We start from the raw sequence: 23,309 nt of genomic DNA on the forward strand, positions 1-23,309 counted from the left end.
CATCGTGCTCCGATGGTTAGCAGGTTGCTTGACCAGAGCATTGTGATCCGATGCTTAGCACATTGTTTGATCGGCATCGTGCTCCGATGGTTAGCAGGTTATTTAACCGGAGCATTGTGCTCCGATGGTTAGCAGGTTATTTAACCGGAGCATTGTGCTCCGCTAGTTGTAATGGATTTGGTCGGAGCATTGTGCTCCGATGCTTAGCACATTGTTTGTTCGGAGCATCGTGCTGCGATGGTTAGCAGGTTGCTTGACCAGAGCATTGTGATCCGATGCTTAGCACATTGTTTGATCGGCATCGTGCTCCGATGGTTAGCAGGTTATTTAACCGGAGCATTGTGCTCCGATGCTTAGCAGGTTGCTTGACCAGAGCATTGTTCTCCGATGGTTAGCAAGTTATTTAACCGGAGCATTGTGCTCCGATGCTTAGCAGGTTATTTAACCGGAGCATTGTGCTCCGATGGTAGTCATGAGTTTGACCAGAGCATTGTGCTCCGGTGGTAGTCATGAGTTTGACCGGAGCATTGTGCTCCGCTAGTTGTAATGGATTTGGTCGGAGCATTGTGCTCCGATGCCTAGCACATTGTTTGATCGGCATCGTGCTCCGATGGTTAGCAGGTTATTTAACCGGAGCATTGTGCTCCGATGGTTAGCAGGTTATTTAACCGGAGCATTGTGCTCCGCTAGTTGTAATGGATTTGGTCGGAGCATTGTGCTCCGATGCTTAGCACATTGTTTGTTCGGAGCATCGTGCTGCGATGGTTAGCAGGTTGCTTGACCAGAGCATTGTGATCCGATGCTTAGCACATTGTTTGATCGGTATCGTGCTCCGATGGTTAGCAGGTTATTTAACCGGAGCATTGTGTTCCGATGGTAGTCATGAGTTTGACCGGAACATTGTGATCCGATGGTTAGCAGGTTACTTGACCAGAGCATTTGCTCCAATGGTAGTCATGAGTTTGACCGGAACATTGTTCTCCGATGGCTGTGATGTATTTAACCGGAGCATTGTGCTCTGATGGTAGTCATGAGTTTGAACGGAGCATTGTGCTCCGCTAGTTGTAATGGATTTGATCGGAGCATTGTGCTCCGATGCTTAGCAGGTTGCTTGACCAGAGCATAATGCTCCGCTTGTTGTAATGGATTTGACCGGAGCATTGTGTTCAGATGATTGACAGATTAATTAACCATAATAATCAAGAGGGTAGGGCGGGATAACGATTTAAACAAAAAAGGAGCAATAAGCTCCAATTTTTAGGTTGTGATGTTTATGACCTCTTACCATCCAAGTTGTTCATCAATAGACTTTAAATACTTCATGTGCTCTTCTTTTGTATTATCGTCTACAGATAAAGCTTTCAGCTTAACACTTAGATCTTTTGGAATTGGTTTTACTATATCCGATAATGAAACCTCTCTTCTTTTTGATTTCATACTCTTAGTTATTTGTGAGACCGATAAATGTGACTGTGCTTTAGTCATGGCTAAGAAGGTATTAGCTAAAATTTCAGAATCTAGTAATGCTCCATGATAATCACGGTTAGAGCTATCAACACCGTATCTTTTGGCAAGCGCGTCTAAATTATTCTTTTTAGAAGGATGGATAGTTTTGGCATATTGAAGACTGTCAATTATAGTGCCAGCAACATCAGATAACTTTGGTAAGTCTACGGCTTCGAGCTCATAATCTAGAAAATTCATGTCAAACGGTGCATTATGAAAAACGATCGTTTGCCCAGAAAGTAGGTGAATTATGTCATCTGCAACATCTTTAAATATTTTTCCATTCCCTAATTCAATAACATCTTCTCTTGTGAGGTTATGGACCTCGACAGCTTCACTTGGAATTTCTCGTAAAGGGTCTACATAAAACTGGAAGTTTTCACCGGTAATCATCCCAGAAGATACTTTTACCCCTGCAATTTCTATTAATTTATGTCCCGCTCTTGGTTCGAAACCTGTAGTTTCAGTATCCAAAACCCAAAAATCACTATCTAAAGCTACATCTGACATTTTAAACCTTTTCCTAAATATTAACTTTTAAACCAAATCAAGAATTTATTGGTATATTTGAGTAACGAGCATATTGACCTTGAAATTGTGTTTTTACCACACCAAGAGGGCCATTTCTTTGCTTGCCAATGATAATTTCACCTATTCCGGGTTCATTAGTTTTTTCGTTATAAACTTCATCTCTGTAAATAAACATAATTACGTCAGCGTCTTGCTCAATTGCTCCACTTTCTCGAAGATCGGAATTGATAGGTCGTTTATCTTGTCTGCTCTCGAGATTTCGTGATAATTGTGACAATAAGAGAATGGGAATATTAAGCTCTTTAGCTAAGCTTTTAAGCCCCCCAGTAATTTTACCTAACCGTTCAGCACGTGTATCGCCAGAAACATCACTATCACCCATTAACTGAAGGTAATCTATAAAAATAAATTTTAAGCCGCCAATAGATTGAAATTTCTTATGGACTCTGTAAGCTTCACGTTTTATTTCACTTAAAGTGATGCCTCCCTTATCATTAATTTCAAAATTAATTTCTTTATCTCTAATCATTGAATGGATATTTTCGAAAGAGATTTGCTCACTATGAGTTAAAGAGCCCGTCCTAAGATTATCTTGCTTTATTGTAGCGGAACTACTTATAAACCTACTGATAATCTGCTCCCAAGGCATTTCTAGAGTGAAGCCAAGCCCTCCTTGACCGGACATTAGAGATAGTTCGAATAGTGATAACGCAAGGGCTGTTTTACCCATAGATGGTCGGCCAGCCAATACAATAAGATCTTTAGGAACTAGTCCTCGTAATAATTTATTTAAACCGTCAAACTTAGTTTTAATACCTATGATGCCATCTTTATTTTTAGAGTTTTCTGCAAGGTACTCAAGGTATGAATCCATTCTTTCAGCAATATTTACGGTTTCTGAGGTAGAATTGAAATCATCATTCAAAAGTGATTTTTGATATAACTCTTCAACGTTAGCAAGAATTTCATCTCTAGAATTCGACTTTTCTATTTTAGAATGTAATTTCGAATGAAATTGTGAAACCTGAAATTTTGTTGCTTCAAATAATACCTTATTAATGTAATCGTCGATATTATCTAAGTTATATCGTGCATTAACAATATCAACTGCTAGTTGGCTATTTATGCCTGCATTCTCACATTCATAGATAAATAGGTTGGTGTCAATAGTCTTATTGTTATCAAAATAAGCTCTTAAAACATTAAATACAGTTTTAGATTCGCCGTTGAAAGCATTGCTACTACATTTTTGAAATAAAGTACAAAGAGCAGACTCATCATGTAAAGCTGCTGAAAAAAGAGAAAGTTGAATGTTGCTGATCATTATAAACCTCATATTAGAAATTCAATTTAAACGTAATAGATTTAGGATGTCAACAGCAAGTTAGCCTTCCAAAAAAGATAATAGATGATATAATAATTAATAGATAACATATTAAGGTTTATTATGTCTTTTATTCATCTACGTCTACACACCGACTACTCATTAAACGATAGCATACTTAACGTTAAACATTTAACAGAAAGTAAAGAGCACAAATGTTTTGCCATAACTGATGACAACAACTTGTTTGGAGCTATCAAATTCTATTCTGGTAGCAGGAAAAGCTCTAAGAAACCAATAATTGGTAGTGAGATTAATGTTACTACTCCATATGGCCAAGATACTTTAGTCTTGTTGTCAAAATCAAATTCAGGTTATAAGAATCTGATGAAATTAATATCTATTGGTTTTGAAGGTAAAGAACATAAAGATTCTGAACCTACAGTTCCGTGGGAAGAATTGAGAAAATATAGTGGCGATTTATTTGCATTGTCAGGTGGTAATAATAGCCTTTTACAACAATTAATACTTGAAAAAGACCGTAAAGCTCTGAGTTATGTAGATGAGTGTAACTCTATATTTAGTGCAGGGTACTTTATAGAACTACAAAGGCTTGGGTTTGATTATGAAAATCAATACATTGAAAGTGCTGTTAAGATAGCATCAGCAAAAGATATCCCTGTAGTAGCCACAAATAACGTAAGATTCCTCCATAAGGAGGATTATGAGACACATGAAATTCGTGAAGCGATAGCTGAAGGCAATAAGTTATTTTACTTAAGGCAAAACTCTAATAAATATTCTCCAGAGCAATATTTAAAAACATCCGAACAAATGGAGAGTTTATTTGCTGACATACCTTCTGCGATCTCTAATACAGATTATATCGCACGTAGCTGTAATGTTGAGATTGAGCTAGGTAAGGAATACTTGCCGGACTTTCCAGTTGCCGATGGGCATGTTGCAAGTACTTATTTGGTGGAAAAAGCAAGAACAGGTTTGGAAACTAGATTAAAACAATTATTCCCAGATGATACCTTACGCAAGCAAAAAGCACCTGAGTATGAAGAGCGATTAGAGTATGAGTTAACTCAGATCAATAATATGGGATTTCCGGGTTACTTTTTAATCGTGATGGAATTCGTGCAATGGTGTAAAGAAAATGATATTCCGGTAGGGCCGGGTAGGGGATCTGGTGCCGGTTCACTAGTTGCTTACGCGCTACAAATTACAGATTTAGATCCTATTGAATTTGGTCTTATTTTTGAACGATTTCTGAATCCTGAACGTGTCTCAATGCCTGATTTTGATATAGATTTTTGTACGCATGGCCGAGAACGAGTTATTCAGCACGTGGCAGAACTTTATGGCAAAGATGCGGTATCTCAAATTGTAACTTTCGGGACCATGGCAGCAAAAATGGTTATTAAAGATGTTGCTAGGGCTTTAGATCACCCTTATATGTTTGGTGATAGTTTATCAAAGCTAATACCAAATAAACCGGGCATAAAGCTTCAAGAAGCAATTGACCAAGTACCAGCACTTCGTATGAGAATGGATGATGATCCCCAAGTAGCTGAAGTAATGAAACACGCTTTAAAGCTAGAAGGGACAGTGAGACAAGTCGGCAAACACGCAGGTGGCGTACTTATCTCTCCATCGACAATATATGATTTCTCGCCTATATATAAAGAATCGGCAGATTCACCTCCAGTATCACAATTCGACAAAAATGACGTTGAATCTGTCGGACTAGTAAAGTTTGACTTTTTAGGTCTAAAAACGATGACAGTCGTACAGGATGCAATTAAATTAGCTCGAGGAAGGGGTTACCCGGACTTTACAATTTATGATATCCCAATCGATGATCCAGACACTTATAAAGTAATTTTAGATGCGAATACTACAGGTGTATTTCAACTAGAATCTGCTGGTATGAAAAGCCTAATTAAAAGATTAGAACCAAGTAACTTCGAAGAGGTGATTGCGTTAGTTGCTTTGTTCAGACCGGGACCTTTAGATTCTGGAATGGTTGATACTTACATTAACTGTAAAAAAGGTATCGAAGAGGTTCATTACCCTGATCCTCTTCTAGAACCTGTTCTAGACGTTACATATGGTGTTTTTGTTTATCAAGAACAGGTAATGAAAGCTGCACAAGTAATGGGTGGATACAGCCTTGGTCAAGCGGATTTATTACGCAAAGCTATGGGTAAGAAGCTACCTGAGGAAATGGCCAAACAACGAAAAATGTTTGTTGAAGGTTCTGTAAAAAATGGACTGGACGCAGACCATGCAGGTAAAGTATTTAACCTTATGGAAACTTTCGCAGGTTATGGATTTAATAAAAGCCATAGTGCTGCATATGCATTAATTTCAGTGATAACTGCATACTTAAAATCTCATCATACTGTTGAGTTTTTTACGAGTGTAATGTCACATGATTCTGGCAAAGTCGAAAAATTAGTTGGCGATATTAATGATGCCAAAGCAAATGGCGTAAACGTTGTTAGTCCTGACATCAATAAATCTGACACAAAATTCTCTATACTTAATGATAATCAAATTTTATTTGGTCTTGATGCAATAAAGGGTGTGGGTGAATCAGTTCAAGAGAACATTATTCGCTCAAGAAACGAAGATGGCCCATTTAAAGACATGTTTGATTTCATGATCAGAGTAAACCCTACAAAGACCGTTACACAAGCGCTTATATATTCTGGAGCATTTGATAACTTAGGCACTCCTAGAGAATTTCTTCATAGAGTTTTTATTGCAGCTAATGATTTATTCAAATCATATAAAGAAGATCGCAAGAAAAATGTATTGAAGGCCAACAGCAATCCACAAATGGCATTCTTAGAAGCTGAAGCGAATATAAAAATGTACATGGAAAAATGGGAACAGTTAGTAAGTGGTAATGAGCCTACTAAACTATCGCCGCCAATAACACCTAGCGAGCTGATCATTGAAGAACGTAAACGTTTAGGATTTTACCTTTCATCACACCCTATGAAGCCATATGAAAATGAAGTCAGTGCAATAGGTGCCTCTAAACTTTCAGACTTTAATGAAATTGATGGAAACACAATTCTTGAAAATAAAAAAAATGGCGGTCAAGGTAATGCTCACACGATAATTGGAGCTGTTACTGATATTGTGGTTTCACACAATAAAAAAGGGCATAGCGCTCAGATAACTGTTGATGATGGCACATCGCAAGTAAAGTTAAGACTTCAAAATAGGCTTTATAGTACCGTTCATCATCTTTTAGAAAAAGATAATGTATTATGTTTTAAAGTAGGCATAAGCTATAATCCACAATCAGAAAGAAAATATATAAATGTTTATGAGTGTGATGATATTAGCCAGTTAAGACAACGGTTAACAAAAGAAGTCATTATAAATATTGACCTTGAAAATCCAATTAAAAAGCAGAAGTTGAAAAATGAACTTTCTTCGATGAGTATTGGCGCATACAAGCTGTTAGTAAACAACACTTCAAAACCAGATGAAGCACCTATGCGGATAAGAAATGGTCGCTTACTTAGTGAACAGTCGATTGAAAATATTCGTGCTATATGTGAAACAGATGATGCTATTGAGTTCATATTTAATACCGAAAACGGTGTTACAAAAGATGTGGGTATAAATATGGATGAAGTTGATGAAGATTTGCTTCATGAAGAACTCAAGAGCTTAGATAAGGCATTAAAGAGGGCTGCTGCAACTATGGGTATGGCATTGACTTAAAAACCCCTAAAATTGGCGTGTATGGAGCGTACACGCCAATTATATTAATTGTCGAGCATAAAAGTTTCTTTTGAACTTTTCAAGTTTGGATTTCCAGTCCAGTTTCTCTGGTTCGTAGTCGGGATTAAACCTTTTATAACACTCGATTAGATGTGACACTACAACATCTTTAGTCCAGAGTTCTAATTTTTCATGGTCAATGACCTTTTTAATAATCGGTAATGTTGCTACCGAGAGTGTCATAGTTGATATTTCAGTATCGATTGAAGTATTCATGTTTACCTGAACAAATTCTTTTTCCGAACTAGACAATCTAATTGCTGGGCAAATTAACTTAATTATTATGAAAAATTCATTTCGCTTGCCCACTTCCTTACTATGGTTAAAGTGTATGTAATCAGCTTGATTAACACAATCGAGAACCCTATCAAAGTCAAACTCATCAGTGTTATTAGAATAATACGACCTTTCAGTTTGAATGAAAATTTCATTAGCAAGTTCAGACATCGATGACATCCCTCTAGAAATCTTCTGTTTTTGATCTTTTAATGTCGCATTAAGAAGATTTTGATTGAACTCAAGTTTGAACTCATTCAGGTCACCATTATTATCTTTTTTAGCACAAGTGAGGTCAAACATTTGTTTCCAAGTGCCTTTTAGCTTTCTATAATCTTTTTCTCTCATTGCTTGTCTAAGATCTCCCTCAGTTGTATATTTCAGCTAACTACGCAGAGTAGAAATATATTATAAGATAAGAGGTTTATGTTATGCATCATATAGATATTAAATTATTCGATTATATCACAAAAGGTGAACACTCGAATCGAAGGTATGATAGGGAAAAACATAATTTCATTCTAAAATCTTGCTTTCCAATGAACTCAACTGATACTCCTGCAAAGATAGGTGAAATAGCTCAGACACTTGGCATTTCAACTGAAGCGGCTCGACAAAACATGATGCGTATTTGCAATATTGTAAATAAAAATAGTGAACTTAGAGAAGAACTTCATAAGCTAATTTATGAACTCAATGAATTAACACCGGTATCATTATCGTATGCTAATCAGTATTTTAAGTCTAAAGGATATATTGCTAATGATTCGATTTTATCTTTGTTTAACATTTATTCAAAATTAGATAAGCTTCTAAAACTATCTTACGTTAATCAGCTTGGTTGCTTTGAATCTCCAAGTAATGAAGATATGGTTTCATGTATTCAAAGTTGGGCCTTAAGAAGAGCAACGCATAATGGTACTGTTTCGTTAATAGAAGTGGAGAGTCGATTCAAACTTATTACTACAGATCGTAGCCGACTAAAAAGCATTTTAATGGCCATGTCGAACATACGAACACTTTCAAATGAACACTACTATTTTGTTGATACAATACCAAATCGAATGTTAAATAAACTAAAAAAGATATTTAGCTTTTATAAAGCTCTCCCAAAGGATGTGCTGTCAGAAGCGCTGTTAAGGTCGATAGAAAATGAAAATTTAGTTGAAAAAAAGGCAGCATTTGAAAACAGAAAAATAAAGACTATGGATGATGACTTTGAGTATTACGCAGTTGTTCCTCCAATTGATATCGTTATAGAGTTAGCCGAAATTAACGGCATAGCTAAAGAAGAGAATGGTCATGTGAAATCTTGTATGGCTGATACCTACAAGCAAACAGATATAGATGTCTTTATGATCAATCATCTAAAATTAAAAAACGGAACATCTTCTGTATCACATATCAGAGAAAACTTGCTTAGTGAACGCCCGGACATGAAGCATTCTTTAAGCAAGTTTCTATTGAAATCACCATTAGTGATAAAAAAGAAAAGAGGGCAATACTCTATTCTTAGCATGAACACTAGTGTTTAAGAGGGGGGGGGAGCCCCCCCCTTAAATATCCATCGCAGATAGAACCTTGCTCATGATGTCATCAATATTTGCTTGCTCATCAAGAGAATTGTTTGGTTGAGATTCGATCACTTTTCTCTCAAACAAATCACCTTCCATGATTGAATTAAGGGCAGAAATTGTGTAGTCATGAACTTCATTTTCGTTCATTGAACCTGAATTCAGTTCATCCTGCATGCTCATTTGTAATTCTTTCAGACTCTTCGCAATATGGGTAAATCTGTTGTAATCAGCTTTGCGTGATTCAGATTTAGCATATCGCTTTTCTCTTTCAATAACTTTCTTTTTGCGCTCAATTAAATCAACACCCTTGAGGCCTGCTTCTTTCTTTGCGATTTCGTTATTAAGAGAATCAAGTCTATCTTGATAGGCTTCTAGCCTTTCCTGCTTAGATTTTGACTTACGTCCAACTTTTCCACTTACGAAAGCTGATTCTGGTTTCGCTTCGTCTTGACGATAAAGTCCCTGAATACGTCTGTACTCTTGATCTAAGTCTTCCACTTCCTGAACAGAAGGGGGAAGAGACCTGCGGCCTGCATTTAAGCTAAACGTACTCTCTTCTTTACTAAGAGAAGAAATGTTACTAGGCTGCATTCCAAGGTGGATTTCAATACGATTTAACTCACCTAGTGCATTATCCATATCTAGTTTTTCACGGATAAGGTCTTGCTCTAACGCTCGAGGTGGCTTTCCTATACGCTTGACATCTAGCTCTTTCCACTCTTCTTCGGTACAACCTGCATCAGGTAGAGAGCTAAGTACTTTACTTGCTTCTGAGATTTTAGTCATTACGTCATCAAGAGCTTCTTCTTGAATTCTAGTAAGCTTATAGTTTGGCTTGTTTTTGAGTTTGACCAGTCTAGATTTTCTAGAAAGAAGTGCTTCCAAGTCTGAGGCAGCATTAAATCGTTTCTCAAGTACAGAAATTACATCTCGAATTTCTTGAGAATCACCGTCTAAACTTAAAGTCGCATAGAAGTCATTTTCATCATACTTTCCAATAACAGCAAGATTTGCTAGTTCATGTCTAACAGATAAAATTGATTTATGTTTGTTAAATACACTTCTTTTTAATTTATTGATTTCTTCAGGCTTAACATGAGTTAAGCTATCAACATTGGTAGTGTCAATACTCATGAGGAATGTCCTCTATATCTTAGTTGTTGTTGTTACTAGATGTCTTATGTGTTTATTCAGCGCTTGCTGTATGTTTATTAATATACCAAGTATTATTTAAAAGTCAATAAAATAGTTCAGATTCCGAACAGCTGTATCTATTCACAGTGAAATTGACACGAATCTCAATACTTGGCGAAAATTTTAAATATTTATGACTTATTATAATACCAATTCATATTAAGTTAATTTACAACACTTAATAAATCTTCTGGTAGGATTTTAGTACCAATAAATACAGATTTACTCATACCAGATTGCGAGATGCCAACTTTAGATATGTCACCAAATCCCCGAATTAACATATCATGTTCTGCAAGGTCAGAACCTTTGTTGAACCTTTCAAGAAGTTGCAGTCTTTGAATTTCCTCTTCACTTACATCATTCTTGAATTTATTAAGAAACATATAGAAGTTTCCTTTACCTCCATGACGAACCAATCTTCCCCTGATTTGATGAAGAGTGCTGACACCCATGTTTTGTGGGTCTATAACAATCAATAAAGTTAATTTAGGAAAAGTTAAACCTATTTCAATCATTGATGAAGAGATAATTATTGGCTTTTTATTGTGTTTCGCAAGTTCCACTGCTTCAAGCTTTTCTTCATCTTTAAGGCCACCGTGCATCATTACTGTTTGATTAGGAAAATGTTCTTCCCATGAGTCCTTAGCGCGTGTTACATCAGTAATTCTATCTTCAATCTTTATTATGATATTTTGTAAATTGAACGCCTCAACAACATTCGTTGAAAGAACATCGCGACTAAAATCAATACTCGTTACAGGGTAATTAAGGTGATTGCTATTTTTTGCAAAATACTTTTTCGCTGAGATAGTTATGATGCCATCTTCACCTTGTAGGTTAATTCTTTTTATATATTCAATATAGTTTTTAAGAAATTTGATTTTAAATTGCACAATTCCAAGAGTTTGTATGTGTAATGTTATTGATGATGATTCGCCTTTTAGTGGATACAGGATAGCTACCTGATTACCATTTGCAACAGTCTGCTTTACCATATTAAACAAAGAAGCTTTATCTTCTCTATAAATGATCATTGAATCAATATCTTTTTTTACAGGTGGTGTTTCTATCTTGGAAATAGTGTAGGCTCCTGTAAGGGCAAGCATAGTCGTTCTAGGTAATGCTGTAGCCGTAGCCTCAATGATATTTGTGTGGTCTTTAATTAATGCATTCTTTTGCTTAGTGCCAACTTTTTGCTGTTCATCAACAATAAATACATCTGTTGAGAACTCTTTATTTCTCTTTGCCCAACCTAAGATTGCTGTAGTTCCAACGATAATTTTTTTGTTTTTATTATCATATTCATACTTAGCGCCTTCTTGAATTAACTCAAGATCAATTTGTGGCCACGTATCTTTTAACTCTTTAGCTACTTGGGCGGCTAAAGGGAGGTTTGGCAATAAAACGGTAACCTGCTTTCCTTGAAGGTAAGAAGCGGCTGCTATAATGCCGTAAACAATTGTTTTACCACATCCTACATCGCCAGATATTAAGTGTTGTGTCACAACAGGTCTATTGAAAGATTGGATCACATGCCAAATGGCTCTTTTTTGTTCTTCACTAAGAGTAAAAGGGACCACTTTAATTAATTCAGAAACAAGTGAAATAGGTAAATCTATCTGTGACTTTTCACTATATTCAGACCTAACAGTTGCGACATCGTTTAATATTTTATAGCCATGTATCTTCCTAATCGTTTCTGTAGCGCTATCAACTTCATTTAGTGAAGCTGGGAAATGAAGCGCTCTAATAAGATCCCTGATGCTACAAAAGTTGTTATTAAGCTTTTGTAATAAGTCACCTTCAGGTGTTTCAGAGAAGTTGCAGACTTTCATTACCGCTTTATTAATTAATGATTCAAATGCAATACTAATGCATCGACAGATATATTCAGAACTGAACTCTCTTTTTTTGTTGTCAATAATCGCTGACTTGGCTTTGTATTGGGCCATTACTGAGTTTACTTTTGAGAATGGAACTAGTTTAGCGCTTTTAATGTTAGGTATGCCGTTCCATTCAGTAACTTTACCTGTAACATAAATATCTTGCCCTGCAACAACATCCTGCCAATCAAACGTAGCCCCAAAAACATTGATGATACCGGTTTCAAAGCCGTCTGTTACTTTAATGGTTGCTCGACCTACTTTGTTTTGGCGATTAGGCGCAGTAATGTCCGGGTTAGCTTTGGTTCTCAATCGCATAAACACAGTATCCTCTCGACCGATGCCATCGCGCATGCGCTCAACAGTCTCAGTGAAGTCGTGGTATTTAATTGGAAGGTATAGCAATATGTCCTCAGGCTCAGTGAAGCCCATGGCCTTTATATCAGATATGATTCGGAGAAGGTGTTCATTTTGCATAAGTTTAGTCTAACGGCTACTTTGTAAAGTGCAATAGTTAATTGCAGAAACATAGTCGGCAGCTATCTCTTTTTTGTATGAATACATTTTTAACGACTTTTCATTCTTGTATTTATATGCTGCATCTGAAACAAAATTATAGAGTAAAACGGTATATAAAGCATTTAATCCGTATTTATCACCAGACTTCAGCAACGGGAAACAAAGCTTTACATCCTGCCGGTCCTGAAATGTTTTATAAGATTTCGATACAAAATCCCCCATTTTACGGTCTGATATTTTCATTCTTTCTTGCAAATTAGCAACGCTTTCATTCGCTTTTGCAGGTATTGTAATCATTAATGTTGCGGTTAGTGCTAATGATATTAATCTTCCCATTCTAGTTCCTCGACTTCTCTTGTTAATATCGTAAAAGATGAACCTTTTCGCTTCGAGAATGTTCCATCTACATTCATTTTTACAATATCAATCTTTTGGTATTTGTCTATGATGTCTATCAATTCATTTCTAATATAAAATCTCAATGCAAAGGGGTGAGTCTTTTCATTCCCAAAAGTCTCTACTTCAAAAACAATGAATATTGATGACTTTCCCTTTATATATGATAAAGAGAAAATTCTTAACTTATACATCGAATTGAATATATGTTCCGGCACACCAAGGTGAAGTCGATCATTAAAAACATCAACCGCCATACTCGATGATAGATAAGGTGACGCTAAAAAAGTGTATTTCAGTTTACTTTTTCTGTTCAACGCTACAAGAGACGGTGAGATTTCTCGTAAAAATTCAAATACGTATTTGTTAGTTTTGCTCGCCATAGTATAATTAGCCAAATTACATTTTCTATCGTTAATACATGATATAAAAAATGATGAAACTGTAAAAACGATAAGATATAAAAGTGAGATATATATGTCACCAAAAGCTCTATTTAGAGAAGAAATGGAACGTTTAGGAATCAAAGACTCACCAGTTCTCGATGAAAATGGTGATGTTATTAAAGATGTAACTCTTTTTACAATGGCCAATGAGTCTTTATGGCTACCAAAGTTTGTTTTAAAGGCAAATGAAGTCTCAGAATTTATTTTTAAGGCGCCTTGTTTCGACGTTCTCTATAAACTCGATAAAGACAACGCTTCTGGTTTTTCACTCGAAGAACCTGAACCGGCTATCAAATCAAAGTATGGCTATACTTTGTTTCCTGTTGAGTTGGAGTCATCAATTTTAAAGAGGTTGGTAAGATACTCTCTTAAGGAATCACTTAACTCACATCCAGAAGGTTATCAATTAAGAGAACAACTTGGTATGTACCATCATATGGAAAATGATGAGTACCTGAGACCATTAGAACCAGATGTGGGCCTAGTGGCAAGCATGTGGGAAGATAGGTTATCTAGACTTGCTAAAGCGCATAAGAAAACGCTTGAGTTGACTCGTACTGAGCTCGATATTCAGCCATAACAAATTTCGGTGATAATATGTCTGTCAGTGACGAAAAAAATGATTGGGATGACGACTTTGAATGGCTTAATACCAATATTGAGAATGAAGTTGGTGAGCTAGATAACGATGAAGAGTTTGAAAAAGTTTTTCTTGGCGGAAACACTAATGAAGCCAATAACAAAAAAGACTTATTTAATTTTATTTCATCTCTTCAAATCATGGAATACAACTTCTATGGTCGTCTTGCTAAACCATGTGATTTTACTTCAATTAAAGATATTATCGACACGAATAATGAAACAGCGAACTTAATAGCTGAGTATATAGGTTTTGATAAGAGCGATTTAAATGATCTCTATTATTTCAATATTCTTCTTAGACAGGTTTCATACATAGAAAGTAGCGCACGTGAAGGCGGCGCTTCATTTAACCAGTTATTAAAAGATACTGGCAATGAAGTACTTAGAGAACTCGCGAGCATGAGTGATAACGACTCAATCTTATTAGAAGATGAATTAAGCACTAATGATATATCTCTTCAATTAAAAAGCGCGATATTACCTTATGCGCTTTACTATGAATCATTCATAAAGAAAGCTACTAAACAGCATAAGACCGACTTGCAAAAGTTCGTTTTGATGATTGTAAGTATGGCGAGAGATGTTGCAACGAAATGGAATAAGCAAAGCTCGAATGTCAGTAATGCAGTTGTATTTACGGTGATACTGCCAATTATCGCTCGCTTCTGCATGCAGAGAACTGAAGCGTATCTTGATGAATTAATTGAATCAAACATAAAAAGACATAGCTTTGAGAACAAAGATATTTTTGCATCAGTTAGTCAAATGGATGGCGGATATAACGACTTTCCACAAGAAAAGAAAGCTCTCTTCGATAAGATTGATTCTCATATTTCAGCAACTCTAGACTTGAAAATATCTTTGTATTGGAATCACAGAAAGCTGTTCCCAAAAGAAATGGTTAAGCTAATTGTTTCAGAGAGGTTGTACGAAAGATGGCTTGAGTTTTGCGAAATAGAAGTAAAATCATTCAAAAACAAAAGTAACGATGAAAAGCAACGTTACCTTAAGGACAATAACAATCTGATAAATACCGATCTATTCTTTGAAATGATAACTAAAGAGTGTGAATACGTTTATGATAAGTATTTTATTGTGGATATAGATTGGAAGTCATTAGAGAATAACATCAGAGACAACTTTTCACGGTATTGGGGTGTAAGTGATGCTGTATTTAAGAAAATGTAAAAAAAAGATATTAGCTACATTAGTCACTGTTTCATTTTGTAGTTTCAATGCAAATGCATCATGGTGGTTTACTGGTGGGCCAGTATTTGATCCGTTAGGACTAGGTGAGAATATTGCGCTGAATATGGAGATTATTGAATCTCGCATGCAGGAACTCCAAGACTTTGAAGCTTTGCAAGATTTGGTTAAAAGCCAAGCGAAAACAATGTTAGATAGCTCAGGGAAATCTAATTCGGCCAAAATCAAAAGTGATCAAGATTTGAAGACAAGTTCAATGAATCATAAAGTCTCTTTGGAAATGGCCCCTAGTGATATACCGGGATGCAATACTGGCACAGTAGTAGATGCCGCTGCTAGCTCTGATTCTGATCTTATAGACTCTGCAATGGCCGCATATGCATTTTATAGAAAAAATGTCGCATGTGACGAAAGCTTTGCAGACAATAAAATTAAGTCTGATAGAGCACTAGAGGATGAAAAATCTCTGTCAGCTTATGAAAGCTCATCTGATGGAGTTAATTTAGGCCAGCCATCGCCGGATACACAAGCTAAAAATGAACAGTTAGCACTTGAAGTGGCGCAGAATGTTAAAGATGTGAATAGTAAAATAGAGTCTCTAAAATCTAGGATCCGTTCTAAATTAGGAAGGACCGCAGGTGAAAAGCAAGTTATGGCACACTTGTTTGGTATTTTAGATGGCTCCATCAATGATCCCTCAATACCTAAGTCTGTAATTTCAGACTTGCAAAGTGAAGTCGGGCAAGAGAGGGGAGGTGACTTATACAGCCATATCCAAATGCTTATGCACCCAGATAATACAGAATTAGATGAGGAACAATTCAACGAATCACTTGATTACATCAAGCTTATGCTCAAAGCTCAAATGTCAAACAAGACACCTCCTAGCTATACATATCGGGACTCAGCTTTGAAAGCTCATAGTAGCATAATAAAAGCGATGCCATATATGATCTTTAGACGTCAGGCTGAAGAAAAACTTTCCACAACTGAAGGGGCTCCTTCAAAACTATCCGAAATTACATTAACCGGTGAGTATTATGCAAACAAAGAATACCTCAGAAAGGTTAGTGGTAATAATTACCTTCCTGAGCAAGTATCTAGAGAAAAACTTATAGCAAAGGCATTTAAAGCTTATACGGAGCTTGAACGTTATAAGCGCATGTTAGAGCGAGAGAGGTTGCTCGCAGTAAGGTTAGTTAAGAAAATTTAGCTATGAATATGATATAATTACATCATTGAACTATTTAAAGGTATTTTATAATGAGTGAAGAAGTAGAACAAGATAAAGCTGCTCAAGTTGCCAAAGAAGCGCGTGAAAATCAACGTAAACAGGCTGATAAAATCATCATGACATTCTTAAAAGAGTTTGTTCCTGATGGCCAACACGTTTCTATGACGGGCTCAGCAGCATCATCAAAATTATTTGAGATTGCTAAAGAAGATTTCGAAATTCTTGTTACTCATGACTTTATTAAGCGCATTACTGATGCAAAGCTTGAAACTCAAGGCCTTTCTGGTGATGAAATTAAAGCTCTTGCGATTCACACTAAAGTAGAGGGCGCAGAGCAGTTCTTAACTGAAAGTGTTGAAAAAGAACTAGGTCGGTTAGATCCCGCTAAAAAAGCTGCAAGCTCTGACAACACCATGTCAGATCCCTCGACTAAATCTCCGGCTTCAGATAAAGGCGATTTAAGTAATAAGCTAATGGATAAAGAGTCAATTGAAAAGATCTTTGATGAAAATCCAACACACTACCAATCCGTAAAGAATCGTTTTGAAAAAGCCACTGGTCGAAACCTTACAAGAGACGAAGTAGTTAAATTAACTCAGCAGTATCAGAACCGAAAGAATTCGCCTGAGCATAATAAAGATCCCGAAAACGATGAGCTTGTTCAGAATGGAAATGGGGTTGTAAAGGGTCCTAGTTTGCTTTCTAAGGGCTTTAGTGCAGCTGCGAGAGCATTAGAGCGTCATCGCTTTTCGAGCGCTATTAGGAAAGAAGAGCGCGAATTTGCAAAGAACGTAACTAAACCGGCAGCTGAGATCGCTAGAAATGAAGCGAAAGTTGTTCTTGAAGAAATGAAACATGATCACTTTGTTCTTAATGATAATTTAAACATTCTTATTTCAGGAAAGTATGAAGATGGCGAGAAAGCGACTCCTAAAGAACGTGCTGAGATCCAGAAAGAGACTATGGAAATTATCGAAAAGGTAAATAAAAACCTTCAGAACGGGGCTGAGGTTGCTGAAAATGAATCTCTACCTAAAAAGGAACGTATTGAACTTCATAAGCAAGCATCAAAAATGTCTGAAGAATTAGACCGAGTAAAAGAGCTGCCCGATAGAAAAGCTTCAGATAAAGAGTTCAAGGGTGCGGCTTTAGAAGCAGCAACAAAAGCTCAAGAAGCTATTAAGAAGTTTATGGAGTCAATCAAGGAATTTTTTAAAGGTTTAATGTCTAAAGGTAAAGAAGCTACAAGCTTTGAACCCAGTTAGATTATTGTGTGACTTGGTTGCTAAGTACTGCCAACCAAGTCACTCAATATTTTAATGTCCTTTTGCAGCCTGAAGGGCTTTACCTGCGCATGAAGCCATTGTATCAACTGCACTACTTAAATTAGAATTAATCTCATTTAAAAGTTCAAGTTGATTTTCTTTATCATTGAGTTCACTTTCTAAGGCAAGCTTGTCTTCTTCTGCCTTATCCACTTTAGCTTGCATGTATTCAACGCCACTGTCATAACCATCGACGTAGCCATTTATCGAAAATCGTCGAGAAAACCCTGTGATCAGAGCGAAGCGATGTCGCTGGGTAGTTCACCTACTATTAGCGTAATTGCCACGATAATTATAGTGATTATTGCGATACTTATCTTTTAACACAGATTCAGCTATTTCAATTTCTTCAACTAAAGGGATCCCGTTTTCTATTTGTCGCTCCCTAATTTCATTGATGAATGAAAGCTCTGTTAAAGATAGAGTCTCACCAAATTGCATACGCTGCTGAGGTTTAGTGAAAACGACTTTATTTTTGCCACGAGTAATGCCGACATAAAATAAGCGTCTAGATTCCTCTTGCTCGCTTTTGTCCACATTTTTAGCGGTCCCTAAGAAAGATTCATTATCCACGCCCATGAAATATAACGTGTCAAACTCAAGACCTTTACTAGCATGTATTGTTAGTAACTGAATTTTCTTATCCCGCTCACTATCAAGCTCTGGGATATTTGAAATTCGTAATGTCATTTCATCAATCGTTTTTTTTATGTCGTATGACTGTGCATATTGAATAACAAATTGCTTGATGACTTCTTCTACATTCAATAATTTGGATTCGTACCCGCTCTGGGCCTCATTACTTGTGCTTTTCTTTGCAGCGACTTGATGTTTTCCTTTAAGGTAAAGGTCCCAGAAGTTACTTAAGTACTCACCTAAAACTTCATGACTAGCGCCCAGTTCCTGTGCTGATTTAAGCCGGTTAATGACATCAATTAATGCTTTTGTTTTTTCAGCAACTTTTGTTGGAGTTCCATTACCTCTCATCTCTTCAGATTTTTTTATCAAATACTGGAATACTGGCAATTTATCTGATTTCATTGCTTTTCTGGCAGAAGCAGAACTTACGCCGAAGCTTGTTGCATCAAGAAATCTAAGACCAGCTTGAGAGTCCCAAGGTTGAAATATGAATCTAATCATGGATACAGCGTCTTTAACTTCTTTTCTTTGGAAAAATGACGTATCGCCGATCAACGTGTATGGTACTTGCTCAGAAACAAGGTTCTTTTCTAGCTCATTCTTAATATTTTTATTGCGATAAATGATTGCAATTTCACTGCCGGGTATACCTTTTTGTATGTCGCGTTTAATAGCTTTTGTAATGTACGCTGCTTCAGTTTCAACATCGGGGAAAGTTACATATTTTAAAGGTGATGTATCTTGCTTTGTTTCAGGAACTAATAGTTGCCCATCAGTCAATCGCTCTGTCATTGCGTCAGCTACAGCATTAGCAACGTTAATAATGTTCCTTTCTGAACGATAATTACGAAACATTGAAAGTATCTGAACATTTTCGTATCGTTTTTTGAAATCAAGTATTACGGTAATATCTGAACCGCGCCATCCATAAATAGATTGCTTTTCGTCACCTACAACACAAATATTGTTGTGTACCATCGCTATAGCATCAGTGATATACATCTGTACTCTCGACGTATCCTGATACTCATCAACCATGACAAACTTAAATCTTGAACCTAACTCGGTTGCTACTTCAGGATGATTATGTAGGAACTTATGAGAAAGTACCAGCATATCATCGAAGTCTATTTGATTCTGCTCATAGCAAAGGTCGCGATAATTCTTCCAGAGTAGCGCTGTCGCTTCTTTTTCCTCAAAGTCGCCGTCTTGGGTATTAAATGTTTGAATATAGTCTTCTACATCGTAACCATTCGCTTTGCCAAGTGAAATATTGTTATGGAGAGTGGACATTGTTAATCGTCCATCATCAATCTTTTCTCTGATACGAAGAGGTAAAATGTCATAAGCATCTTTATAAATCTTATCAGAATCTTTGTCGTCAAGAATTACAACTGATGACATATCAAGGCCAATATCAGTGAAAAAATGATGATCACTATACTTCATCAAGATATGTTCTCGGAACATAGAGTGGAAAGTACCGATATTTACATAATCGGCTTTTTCACCAATTTCATCACGGAGCCTGTCTTTAATTTCGTTTGCTGCTTTATTTGTGAATGTAATTACAAAAATACTAGTTGGATTAACATCGAGTAGGAGGAGATGTCCAATCCTGTTTATTAGAACGGTTGTTTTACCTGAACCAGCACTGGCGGTAATAAGCATCGGGCCTGTGACATTCTTAATGGCTTCACATTGTTCAGGGTTCTTACCCTTTAAAAGATCATCTAACGATTTTTGTGTGTTATTACTCATATAATCACTGTATTGATTGCTCTAAGATATAAAAACCTTATTATGTCCGGTTATTATAACATGTATTAAGATATTTGATAGGTCTATGATTGAACTTCCGCCAGACATTCCTAACCCGGAACCTACCCCCGTCGAAATTATTGAGAACTGTGTAAAGTTTAATAGCCAGCACTTTGGTGTTCCTGAGCTTGCTATCAAGGCCATTTTAGATGTGGAAGGCGGTAAAATGTGTACAGTATCTAAAAACAGTAATGGAAGTTACGACTTAGGCCCTATGCAAATTAACACAATACACATGAGTAGCATCAAGGAACAATATCCTGAAGCTACAATTAAAGATATTGCATGTAGGCCGTGTTTGAATATCACTCTTGGCACTTGGATTTTAAGTAAACGAATTAATGAAGTCGATGATATTTGGAAAGGGATAGGTAATTACCACTCTAAAACGCCAAAGTATCATGATAAATACCTAGAAAAGATAACTTCATCAATTACAACTTTAACTAGATAGGTCATCATATGAAAAAAACTCTAATAATTAATGAAAAAAGAGACCAATCAGAAAAACTAGCAGATGCAATGGGCTGGACAAAGGGTTCTAACTGTTTCGAAGGTACGTTTAATGGCAAGCCTGTAGAATGCGTATGGGCAAGTGGGCATCTTCATACACTAATCGCTCCTGACGAAATTGATACCACACTAAAATGGTCCGACGAACCAACTAAATTACTCCCAATACCTCGAGACTTCAAAATACGTCTTATCGATAACCCTTCTCTGCCGAAACCAATTCAAGCATCATTTCTATTTAATAATATTACAAAAAGACTGAGGTATGTTGATGAAATTATCATTGCTACAGATGCCGATAGAGAAGGGGAAGCAATCGGTAGGAATATTATTAAAGAATCAAATTTTAAAGGAAAAATAAAAAGAGCTTGGCTCGCTGCTGGTTTGGATAAAAAGTCGCTTACATCCGCAATGGCCAACTTAAAAGGTGAATTTGACACAATTGGTTGGCACCGTGCAGCTGAAGCTAGAGGACGTTCGGATTGGGCTTATCAGTATTTAGTAAGAGCCTATACCTTCTACTCTAAATATGGAAAATTTGGTTCATATTTGGGACAGGGTAAGGGTTCTGAAGGTGTAATGTCTGTTGGTAGATTACAAACAGTAATTGTGTCAATGATAGTACAAAGAGAAAGTGAGATTAAAAACTTTGTATCCAAAAATCACTATACATTAAGTGCTGACTTTAATTTTCAAGGTGAGTCATTCAATGCGAGTTTTTCACCAAAAGTGACAGAAACCCTAATTTCTGATCAACCTCCGGGAGTTACATGGGAACCTCAAAAAGTCAAAGACGGTAATACCCCTTTAGACAAACCTTTGTTTACTGATAAAGAAATAGTTGAGAATTACAAAAAATCATTGCTGGCTAAAGCTAGTGAATCTTATGTGTATTCTTATAATGAGTCTATCGAGAAAGAAAGTCCTCCAAATGCATACTCACTAACAGATGCGCAGAAAGAAATTGGTAAATTATGTGGCACCAATGCAACCTTAACTCAAGTTATCCTAGAAGATTTATATGAGCAGGGATGGATCAGTTATGCGAGAACGAGCAAGTCCGAATTGCCTCTAAATTTATATGATCCAGCAGAACGAAATGTAATTCTAGGCAATTTGCAATCTCTTCCATTTGTAGCAAAAGAGGCTGCTTATGTTAAAGATTTACATGATGGTAAGCTTTCGGATGAACAGCCATTTAAACCAAGAGCTTTTGTAACGAAGGCTATGGAACACTACGGCATGATTCCCACTCAACAGCCAATGTCTGTTGCCAAATTATCAACTTTATCTCCAAGAAAGAAAAGCGGTAAGAGTGTCTTACATACTGCGGACCAAATGAGAATTGCTTATGAAGCCATCGCCAAACGATACGTCCAATTGTTTTACCCTCAAGCTGAGTTTGCCGTTCAATCTGTTCAGATAAATGTCCCAGTAAGAGATATTCTAGGTAACACTGAATCAGTATTTAAAGCGAAGGGTAGGACTATCCTGAAACAGGGCTGGCGCCAAGCTTTCCCGAAAAGTTCATCTAAAGAGACTGTACTTCCTCGTATGTCTAAAGATGAAAGAGGTACTCTTGAAGCTATTAAAACAAAGAAAAGCAGAACTAGACCACCATCACGATATAATTCAGTTAGTTTACCAAAAGAATTGGAATTGGTTGGCAAGAATGTTGCCGATCCAAAGTTAAGGAAGTTATTAGCTAATGCTGAGGGTATTGGTAGACCAGCAACGCGATCTTCAGCAATCGAAACTGTATTAAAAAGACGATATGCCTTATGTAAAGATGAAGAGTTTCATGCCACTCAAAAGGGTATAGATTTAATAAAGTTTGTCCCAAAATGGTTATCAACTCCTGAGACATCGGCACTTTGGGAAGACTACTTAAATAAAATTGAATCTCAAACAGATGATCAGAAAGCTTGTCAAATGCGTGATAACTTCGTATCTAAACAAATCGAAAAAATTGAAGATATGATACGCTATATGAATGATAAGTTCTTAGGTAATCTTGGGGAAAAATCTACTCAAGTGGGTAAGAATGTTACTCCAAAAATGAAATCTTTAATTAAAAAACTAGAGGAAATTAAAGGTATCAAGGCACCTCGCGGAACCCTAAATGATCCATACTTAGCAAATGCCTTTATCCAAGAAAATATTGGTGAAAGACAACAGTCAGGTGGTAGTAATGCGCCTACTGAAGGAACAATTAAATTTGTTAAAGATATAGCAGCAGCTTTACCTGACGATATCGAATTCGATGATGGTATTTTAGAAGATCGTAATAAATGCAAAAAGTTTATTGATGACTATAAAAAGTACTTACCTCCAACAAGTAACCAACTAAAATTTCTAGATTCAATCATTGCAAAGCTTCCAGTGGGTACGAATGTTCCAGAAGATGTAAGAAAACATTCTTATCTGTGCTCAGAGTTTATAAATAAGAATAAATAAGGTC

Annotated in this window: 17 protein-coding genes; 8 read left to right on the forward strand and 9 right to left on the reverse strand. The window is 36.4% G+C overall.

Annotated features, from left to right (window positions below; all coding sequences use genetic code 11):
- Positions 1-1,281 precede the first annotated feature (1,281 nt).
- Both dnaQ and L1267_RS15750 read right to left on the reverse strand, forming a co-directional pair.
- Positions 1,282-2,016 (reverse strand): DNA polymerase III subunit epsilon, encoded by a 735-nt coding sequence (dnaQ, locus tag L1267_RS15745; protein ID WP_235383364.1) that lies wholly within the window; start codon positions 2,014-2,016, stop codon positions 1,282-1,284.
- Positions 2,017-2,053: 37 nt separating this feature from the next.
- Positions 2,054-3,361 (reverse strand): replicative DNA helicase, encoded by a 1,308-nt coding sequence (locus tag L1267_RS15750; protein WP_235383365.1) that lies wholly within the window; start codon positions 3,359-3,361, stop codon positions 2,054-2,056.
- 123 nt (positions 3,362-3,484) lie between these two features.
- Here L1267_RS15750 and dnaE point away from each other — a divergent pair, with 123 nt between their 5' ends.
- Positions 3,485-7,114 (forward strand): DNA polymerase III subunit alpha, encoded by a 3,630-nt coding sequence (gene dnaE / locus L1267_RS15755; RefSeq protein WP_235383366.1) that lies wholly within the window; start codon positions 3,485-3,487, stop codon positions 7,112-7,114.
- A gap of 39 nt (positions 7,115-7,153) precedes the next feature.
- Here dnaE and L1267_RS15760 read toward each other — a convergent pair whose 3' ends face one another.
- Positions 7,154-7,798 (reverse strand): hypothetical protein, encoded by a 645-nt coding sequence (locus L1267_RS15760; RefSeq protein ID WP_235383367.1) that lies wholly within the window; start codon positions 7,796-7,798, stop codon positions 7,154-7,156.
- 83 nt (positions 7,799-7,881) lie between these two features.
- On the opposite strand from L1267_RS15760, the gene L1267_RS15765 reads away from it, so the two are divergent.
- Positions 7,882-8,985 (forward strand): hypothetical protein, encoded by a 1,104-nt coding sequence (locus tag L1267_RS15765; RefSeq protein WP_235383368.1) that lies wholly within the window; start codon positions 7,882-7,884, stop codon positions 8,983-8,985.
- 21 nt (positions 8,986-9,006) lie between these two features.
- On the opposite strand, the gene L1267_RS15770 is transcribed toward L1267_RS15765, so the two are convergent.
- From L1267_RS15770 to L1267_RS15785, 4 genes are all read right to left on the reverse strand, one after another.
- Complete coding sequence (locus tag L1267_RS15770) at positions 9,007-10,161, reverse strand: hypothetical protein (RefSeq protein ID WP_235383369.1); 1,155 nt, start codon at positions 10,159-10,161, stop codon at positions 9,007-9,009.
- Between the two features lie 224 nt (positions 10,162-10,385).
- Positions 10,386-12,584: a DEAD/DEAH box helicase gene (locus tag L1267_RS15775; RefSeq protein ID WP_235383370.1), complete on the reverse strand. Its 2,199-nt coding sequence runs from the start codon at positions 12,582-12,584 to the stop codon at positions 10,386-10,388.
- Between the two features lie 9 nt (positions 12,585-12,593).
- A complete protein-coding gene (locus L1267_RS15780) occupies positions 12,594-12,962 on the reverse strand; it encodes a hypothetical protein (RefSeq protein ID WP_235383371.1) in 369 nt (122 codons plus the stop codon).
- Complete coding sequence (locus L1267_RS15785) at positions 12,950-13,420, reverse strand: hypothetical protein (RefSeq protein WP_235383372.1); 471 nt, start codon at positions 13,418-13,420, stop codon at positions 12,950-12,952. The genes L1267_RS15780 and L1267_RS15785 overlap by 13 nt, the downstream gene beginning before the upstream one ends.
- 79 nt (positions 13,421-13,499) lie before the next feature.
- On the opposite strand from L1267_RS15785, the gene L1267_RS15790 reads away from it, so the two are divergent.
- The 4 genes from L1267_RS15790 to L1267_RS15805 are packed head-to-tail and all read left to right on the forward strand — an operon-like array spanning position 13,500 to position 17,815.
- Positions 13,500-14,048, forward strand: a complete 549-nt coding sequence (locus tag L1267_RS15790; RefSeq protein WP_235383373.1) for a hypothetical protein — start codon at positions 13,500-13,502, stop codon at positions 14,046-14,048.
- A 17-nt stretch (positions 14,049-14,065) separates the two neighbouring features.
- Entirely contained in the window at positions 14,066-15,298 is a 1,233-nt protein-coding gene (locus L1267_RS15795) for a hypothetical protein (RefSeq protein WP_235383374.1), read from the forward strand.
- Entirely contained in the window at positions 15,276-16,529 is a 1,254-nt protein-coding gene (locus L1267_RS15800) for a hypothetical protein (protein ID WP_235383375.1), read from the forward strand. Before L1267_RS15795 ends, L1267_RS15800 begins: the two co-directional genes overlap by 23 nt.
- Positions 16,530-16,579: 50 nt before the next feature.
- Positions 16,580-17,815 (forward strand): hypothetical protein, encoded by a 1,236-nt coding sequence (locus L1267_RS15805; RefSeq protein WP_235383376.1) that lies wholly within the window; start codon positions 16,580-16,582, stop codon positions 17,813-17,815.
- Positions 17,816-17,866: 51 nt separating this feature from the next.
- Here the strand turns inward: L1267_RS15805 and L1267_RS15810 are convergent, their stop codons facing one another.
- Positions 17,867-18,040: a hypothetical protein gene (locus L1267_RS15810; RefSeq protein WP_235383377.1), complete on the reverse strand. Its 174-nt coding sequence runs from the start codon at positions 18,038-18,040 to the stop codon at positions 17,867-17,869.
- 96 nt (positions 18,041-18,136) lie between these two features.
- The gene (locus L1267_RS15815; protein WP_235383378.1) at positions 18,137-20,275 is read right to left on the reverse strand and encodes an ATP-dependent helicase; all 2,139 of its coding nucleotides are present in this window, start codon (positions 20,273-20,275) and stop codon (positions 18,137-18,139) included.
- Positions 20,276-20,360: 85 nt separating this feature from the next.
- Here L1267_RS15815 and L1267_RS15820 point away from each other — a divergent pair, with 85 nt between their 5' ends.
- Positions 20,361-20,789, forward strand: a complete 429-nt coding sequence (locus L1267_RS15820; RefSeq protein ID WP_235383379.1) for a lytic transglycosylase domain-containing protein — start codon at positions 20,361-20,363, stop codon at positions 20,787-20,789.
- Between the two features lie 8 nt (positions 20,790-20,797).
- The gene (locus tag L1267_RS15825) at positions 20,798-23,305 is read left to right on the forward strand and encodes a DNA topoisomerase (protein WP_235383380.1); all 2,508 of its coding nucleotides are present in this window, start codon (positions 20,798-20,800) and stop codon (positions 23,303-23,305) included.
- The last annotated feature ends 4 nt before the right edge of the window (positions 23,306-23,309 follow it).

The sequence above is a fragment of the Pseudoalteromonas sp. OFAV1 genome, from assembly GCF_021532595.1.
Lineage (GTDB): Bacteria > Pseudomonadota > Gammaproteobacteria > Enterobacterales > Alteromonadaceae > Pseudoalteromonas > Pseudoalteromonas lipolytica_C.

Excerpts from the sequence above, each read along its gene's own strand:
- dnaE (WP_235383366.1), top strand. The coding sequence starts at position 3,485 with ATGTCTTTTATTCATCTACGTCTACACACCGACTACTCATTAAACGAT.
- L1267_RS15815 (WP_235383378.1), bottom strand. The coding sequence starts at position 20,275 with ATGAGTAATAACACACAAAAATCGTTAGATGATCTTTTAAAGGGTAAG.
- L1267_RS15810 (WP_235383377.1), bottom strand. The coding sequence starts at position 18,040 with ATGCAAGCTAAAGTGGATAAGGCAGAAGAAGACAAGCTTGCCTTAGAA.
- L1267_RS15790 (WP_235383373.1), top strand. The coding sequence starts at position 13,500 with ATGTCACCAAAAGCTCTATTTAGAGAAGAAATGGAACGTTTAGGAATC.
- dnaQ (WP_235383364.1), bottom strand. The coding sequence starts at position 2,016 with ATGTCAGATGTAGCTTTAGATAGTGATTTTTGGGTTTTGGATACTGAA.
- L1267_RS15800 (WP_235383375.1), top strand. The coding sequence starts at position 15,276 with ATGCTGTATTTAAGAAAATGTAAAAAAAAGATATTAGCTACATTAGTC.
- L1267_RS15750 (WP_235383365.1), bottom strand. The coding sequence starts at position 3,361 with ATGATCAGCAACATTCAACTTTCTCTTTTTTCAGCAGCTTTACATGAT.
- L1267_RS15780 (WP_235383371.1), bottom strand. The coding sequence starts at position 12,962 with ATGGGAAGATTAATATCATTAGCACTAACCGCAACATTAATGATTACA.
- L1267_RS15765 (WP_235383368.1), top strand. The coding sequence starts at position 7,882 with ATGCATCATATAGATATTAAATTATTCGATTATATCACAAAAGGTGAA.
- L1267_RS15795 (WP_235383374.1), top strand. The coding sequence starts at position 14,066 with ATGTCTGTCAGTGACGAAAAAAATGATTGGGATGACGACTTTGAATGG.
- L1267_RS15820 (WP_235383379.1), top strand. The coding sequence starts at position 20,361 with ATGATTGAACTTCCGCCAGACATTCCTAACCCGGAACCTACCCCCGTC.
- L1267_RS15805 (WP_235383376.1), top strand. The coding sequence starts at position 16,580 with ATGAGTGAAGAAGTAGAACAAGATAAAGCTGCTCAAGTTGCCAAAGAA.
- L1267_RS15775 (WP_235383370.1), bottom strand. The coding sequence starts at position 12,584 with ATGCAAAATGAACACCTTCTCCGAATCATATCTGATATAAAGGCCATG.
- L1267_RS15825 (WP_235383380.1), top strand. The coding sequence starts at position 20,798 with ATGAAAAAAACTCTAATAATTAATGAAAAAAGAGACCAATCAGAAAAA.
- L1267_RS15760 (WP_235383367.1), bottom strand. The coding sequence starts at position 7,798 with ATGAGAGAAAAAGATTATAGAAAGCTAAAAGGCACTTGGAAACAAATG.
- L1267_RS15770 (WP_235383369.1), bottom strand. The coding sequence starts at position 10,161 with ATGAGTATTGACACTACCAATGTTGATAGCTTAACTCATGTTAAGCCT.